We start from the raw sequence: 5,342 nt of genomic DNA, 5'->3' as shown, positions 1-5,342 counted from the left end.
ATTGTTTGGTTCTGGTGCGGTAAGACAACTGTGGCAGCAGTCGAAAGGAACCGATCCTGACAGGGACAGCATCTCAGCGGAGAGTTTATCTGATGAACTGCACTATGTTCATTATGCAGGTAGTGTGCAGGCAGGGATTCTGGAAAAATGGTTAAGCGCGGATGGAAAACTCTCTGCTCTGGTTAGCGCACCCGTACTGGTTGCCACCATTGACCATCTTATCCCTGCTACGGAGGGCGTGCGTGGTGGGAAGCAGCTGCCGGCCATGCTGCGGCTATTAACCAGCGATCTGGTGCTGGATGAGCCGGATGACTTTGATATCAACGATCTTCATGCAGTATGCCGCCTGGTGAACTGGGCCGGGATGCTGGGAAGCCGCGTTCTGCTCTCGTCCGCGACGCTTCCGCCGGATCTTATCCAGGCGCTGTTTGCGGCCTATCTGGCAGGGCGAAAAATATGGCAGGCGTCCTGTGGTGTCAGCGGCAGACCTGTCAATATCTGCTGCGCCTGGTTTGATGAGAAAGATACCCGCGCTGAGCAGATTGCTGACGGCCTCTCTTTCCGTCATGCGCACAACCTGTTTATCGAGCGGCGAGCAAAAATGCTGGCGGAGAAACCCAGGCTGCATTTTGGTCGCATCGCTTCTCTATCCGCAGAGCCCGCAACGGTGGAGGATATCATTAGCCGGGTTGCGCAAACCGTTCATACGCAAATGCTGGCGCTGCATCAGGCGCATAAAGAGTCTCACAGCAGCGGTAAAACCGTGTCGCTGGGGCTGGTGAGATTTGCCAATATCGATCCGCTGGTCGCCGTTGCGAAAACGCTATTCGCGATACCTTCTCCGCAAGACGTCTGTATTCATTATTGCGTTTACCACAGTCGACATCCGCTGATGGTTCGTTCAGCCATTGAAGCGTGCCTGGACGAAGCATTTATGCGTCATCAGCCCGCCAGGCTCTGGCAGCATTCGGATATTGAAAAAGCGCTTCACGGTCGTCCGGAAAAGCATCATCTTTTCGTAGTGCTCGGTACTTCCGTCATGGAGGTCGGACGTGACTGGGATGCCAGTTGGGGCATTATTGAACCCAGCTCGATGCGCTCTATCATTCAGTTTGCAGGCCGCATCCAGCGCCATCGTCGGCAGCTTCCCGAGAGCGAGAATCTGGCGATCCTTAGCCATAATATTCGGGCGTTACGAAAACAATCCCCGGTCTTCTGCAAACCCGGATTTGAAGATCGCGCCAATCCTTTACCCGATCACAACTTGCTTAAGCTACTGCCGCTGCAGGATTACCAGACCATCAATGCGCTACCGCGGATTTTGCCGGCTAAGGGCGACAATAAGCTGGCTGCGCTGGAGCATATGCGGCTTCAGATGGCATTACTCAACAGCAAGAGCAAGCAGTTGATTGCTGCTGACTGGTGGCGGCGCTCTCTTAGCTGGAGCGGCTGGATGCAGCGCAAAACGCCGTTCCGTCAGTCGCAGCCTGAGAAATCCTATTTCCTTTATATGAATGATGAAGATAGCAAGCCCTGTTTTGCTTTTTATACCGAAGACGGAAGCGTCAAACCGTCAGGTAATTTTAAGCCGCAGTCGCTGGCGTTTGCTGACGGAGTCACCTGCTGGGGGACCGTGGATTATCAGCACGCGATGTTGGGGCAGGCGGAAGCGCTGGGAATTGAAATCGACCGCGTGGGAGCCGTATTTGGCGAAATTCGAGTACCGGAAAATAGTCAGGAGGATGCAACCAGCGACTGGAGTTACCACCCACGGTTGGGTGTTTACAGGGAGATACATTAACAATGTCAGGAGCAGTTATGATAACCGAAGCACTGGCTCACTTTATCACTGACTACATCGCTTCACGGAGGCAGCCAAAATTAGAAGCCTTTGAAAAAGAGGCGGAGAAGCGGCTGGCCCAAGGCGAGGATGCCGGCGCTATCGCGCAGGAGCGCCAGGATCTCGAAGTGAAGTATCAGCCATGCAACTGGCTGACGGATGCAGCAAGGCGAGCGGGGCAAATCAGCCTTGTCACTCATGCGGCGAAGTTTACTCACGGTGACTCAAAAAGCAGCAGCATTTACCGCGAAACGGCGGGCGATGAGGGCTATTTAAGTACAGCAGTGCTGGCTAACGTGGCGGCGGATGCAGTGGGCAACGCGGCTGCTCTGGACGTGGCAAAACTTCTGCAAACCGAAGTGGGCGGCGATTCGCTGCTGGCCTGTCTGAAACGCGGCGATCGTAGCCCGCTGAAGGCCTTTGCCGAAAATGGCGCCCAGCTGGCGCTGTGGATTGAAGGATTCTCTCAGGCGTTAACGCCTGCTCAACCCGCCTCGCATAAGCTTGCCAAACAGATTTACTTTCCAGTCGATGGCGGCTATCACCTGCTATCTCCGCTATTTGCTACCTCGCTGGCCCAGGCGATGCATGAAAAAATGGTGGCAGCGCGGTTTGGCGAAGAGGCAAAAGCGGTACGTGAGGCCCACCGGACGGGCAAATGGCATGCGCAGCCCGATGTGCGCTATCCGAATGTTGCCGAAATGCATTTTGGCGGCACTAAACCACAGAATATTTCGGCGTTAAACAGCTCGCGCGGTGGGCGTATCTGGCTCCTGCCGTCGCAGCCGCCAAAATGGACAATGCTGGATAAGGCGCCGCAAAATCTGGCTAGTCTCTTTGCGCTGCGTGGAGAGTTTAACCGAGCGGCAACCGGCACTGTTTCCCGGATGGTTTCTCTGCTTAAAGAGAAGACTGATAAAAATAACCGCCATATTCGCAGAGTGCGGGCGGGATATGTCGATGAACTGATTGATTTGCTGTTTCTTCAGGCAGCGACGTACCAGCAGGAAGCGTGGCAGGGATGGACGCTTAACAGCCCGGATTTGCCTCTCCATCAGCAGCTTTGGCTCGACCCCTGGCGTAGCAAAACAGACGAGACATTTCGCTCTGAGCGTGAAAAAGGTGCCTGGCAGCGCAATATCGCCGATGACTTCTCACGCTGGCTGAACTATCGCCTGAACAAGGCGCGCCTTGATGTGGGTATCTCGGAACGACGTGAGTGGCGCACTCAGCGTCTGTTTAGTCAACGGATGCGAGAAATGGATGCCATTGTGCGGGAGGCGCTGAAATGAGCTATCTGCTTTTATTGCCCTATATTCGCATCGAAAATGCGAACGCGGTGGCCGGGTTAACCTGGGGATTCCCCGCTATTACCCATTTTTTAGGGTATGTTCACGCGCTTTCCCGCCGGGTGAGTGACTCTGGCATCTCTTTCACCGGCTGCGCGGTGATTAGCCATGAGCATCATATTCAGGCCTATTCCTCCGGTCGCGACTATCAATTTGCGCTGACCCGCAATCCGCTGACGAAAGAGGGGAAAACGGCTCCCTTTAACGAAGAGGGGCGAATGCATCTCACCGTCTCTTTGCTTGTTGAATGCCAGGGCGAAATCATCAACGGCGAATATGGCAAAGCGGCGCTCTGTTCGTCTCTGCTTACGCTCTGCCAGAGCCACAAACTGGCAGGCGGGAGTATCGTGAGTATGGGCGAGCCACAGATATTTAACGCGCCTGATGATGAAAGAAAGCTGCGTCAGCTCCTCTGGCGTCTGATGCCGGGCTTTGCACTCTGCGATCGCAGCGAGTGGCTGATGGAGCATTATCGCCAGCTGCAGCAGCTGAGTCCGGAAAGCAGTTTACTGGATGCCTGGCTGGACTTTGCGGCGATCAAATATCAGGCCGTTCAGCAGGGACCGGAGGATAGCGTGAGCTGGGAGTATCAGTCGAAACCGAAGCCGGGCTATCTGGTACCGCTGATGTGCGGATATCAACGTATTTCCCGGCTATACGAGCCGGGGGAAGTGGCTAACGTTCGCGATAGCACAACGCCGTTCGCCTTTACCGAGGCCGTTTATGGCGTTGGCGAATGGCGAGGGTTACATCGTATAGCTGACCTTCAGCCGCTTATCTGGCGCTACCGCACGAGCGATACAGGCTACTACTGCTCTGCAATGTCTGTTGCTGATGATGATTTAACATTTAACGAAGATGACGATTTAGAATAAGGACATAACGATGGCAAAGGCTCCTGTCTCTATAAAAACGGCTTCCGTACTGGCATTTGAACGCAAGCTCGCCACCTCTGATGCGATGATGTATGCGGGAAACTGGCTGGGCGATAACTGGCAACCGATCGAAATTCAGGAAAAAGCGGTTCGTGGAACCATCTCGAACCGCCTCAAAAACGCAATCGCCAGTGATTCGACAAAACTGGATGCCGAGATCCAAAAAGCGAATCTGCAACGGGTGGACACGGCGGCATTACCCGCTGATGCCGACACCTTAAAAGTGCTATTTACCCTGCGCGTACTAGGGAACTTAGCGACGCCATCGGTCTGCAATGATATGGCCTATCAGAATGCGATTCAGCAGACGATCGAGGGCTATATCAGCGAGCACGGTTTCGCGGAACTGGCTCGTCGCTATGCGGCTAACCTCGCAAATGGACGATTCCTGTGGCGCAACCGCATCGGTGCTGAGCAGGTTCAGGTTAGCGTGAGCGCACAAGAGCAGACGTGGGTATTTAATAGTCACAATTATTCATTACGTGAATTTTCTCAGGACGATGACGCAATAGCCTCTCTTGCGGCGCTGCTCGAACAAGGGCTGAGTGGTCAGACGTGGGTGATGCTAACGGTTGAGGCGCAGGTGCGCCTGGGGGCCGGGCAGGAGGTATTCCCGTCGCAAGAGCTGGTGCTGGATAGCAACAGTAGTAAAAGTCGCGTGCTGTATCAGGTCGCGGGCATTGCCGGGATTCACTCGCAGAAAATCGGCAATGCGCTACGCACCATCGATACCTGGCACCCCAAAGTCGAAGAGCTGGGGGCAATTGCGGTAGAACCGTACGGCTCGGTAACCAGCCGTGGGATGGCCTGCCGTCAGCCGAAGGACAAGATGGATTTTTATACCCTGCTGGATAACTGGGTGACGAAAGGCGTTAAGCCTGACGTTGAACAGCAGCATTATGTGATGGCAGTACTTATCCGGGGTGGTGTATTTGGTGAGAAAAGCGAATAAGGGGCTGTCATGGACTATTTCCTGGATATCCGCGTGCTGCCCGATCCGGAGTTTGGCGAAGAGATGCTTATGGCCGCGTTATTTGCGAAGCTGCACCGCGCTTTAGGGGCCAGAAGTAAAGGGGATATTGGGGTAAGCTTCCCTGAGTTTTCAATCAAACCGGGACCACTATTACGTTTACATGGCGACGAATCTGCACTGTGCGCTCTGGAAAAAACGCTCTGGCGTAAAGGTCTTAATGATTATTGTCAGAGTGGGACGGTAAT

The 5,342-nt window shown here is 54.2% G+C and carries 5 protein-coding genes; all 5 read left to right on the top strand.

Annotated features, from left to right (window positions below; translation table 11 throughout):
- A partial coding sequence (cas3f, locus tag FQK12_RS00440; protein WP_146295635.1) for a type I-F CRISPR-associated helicase Cas3f occupies positions 1–1,801 on the top strand: 1,801 nt, incomplete at its 5' end.
- A gap of 17 nt (positions 1,802–1,818) precedes the next feature.
- Positions 1,819–3,132, top strand: a complete 1,314-nt coding sequence (csy1, locus tag FQK12_RS00435) for a type I-F CRISPR-associated protein Csy1 (protein ID WP_014228623.1) — start codon at positions 1,819–1,821, stop codon at positions 3,130–3,132.
- Positions 3,129–4,064, top strand: coding sequence for a type I-F CRISPR-associated protein Csy2 (csy2, locus tag FQK12_RS00430; protein ID WP_014228624.1), 936 nt, complete (start codon positions 3,129–3,131; stop codon positions 4,062–4,064). The genes csy1 and csy2 overlap by 4 nt, the downstream gene beginning before the upstream one ends.
- Positions 4,065–4,074: 10 nt before the next feature.
- A complete protein-coding gene (csy3, locus tag FQK12_RS00425) occupies positions 4,075–5,076 on the top strand; it encodes a type I-F CRISPR-associated protein Csy3 (RefSeq protein ID WP_014228625.1) in 1,002 nt (333 codons plus the stop codon).
- A 9-nt stretch (positions 5,077–5,085) separates the two neighbouring features.
- Positions 5,086–5,342 (top strand): type I-F CRISPR-associated endoribonuclease Cas6/Csy4 (gene cas6f, locus FQK12_RS00420; RefSeq protein ID WP_146295633.1); only part of this gene is annotated, 257 nt, incomplete at its 3' end.

The sequence above is a fragment of the Klebsiella sp. ME-303 genome, from assembly GCF_007910085.1.
Lineage (GTDB): Bacteria > Pseudomonadota > Gammaproteobacteria > Enterobacterales > Enterobacteriaceae > Klebsiella > Klebsiella michiganensis.
This window is presented reverse-complemented; position numbering and strand designations above follow the sequence as displayed.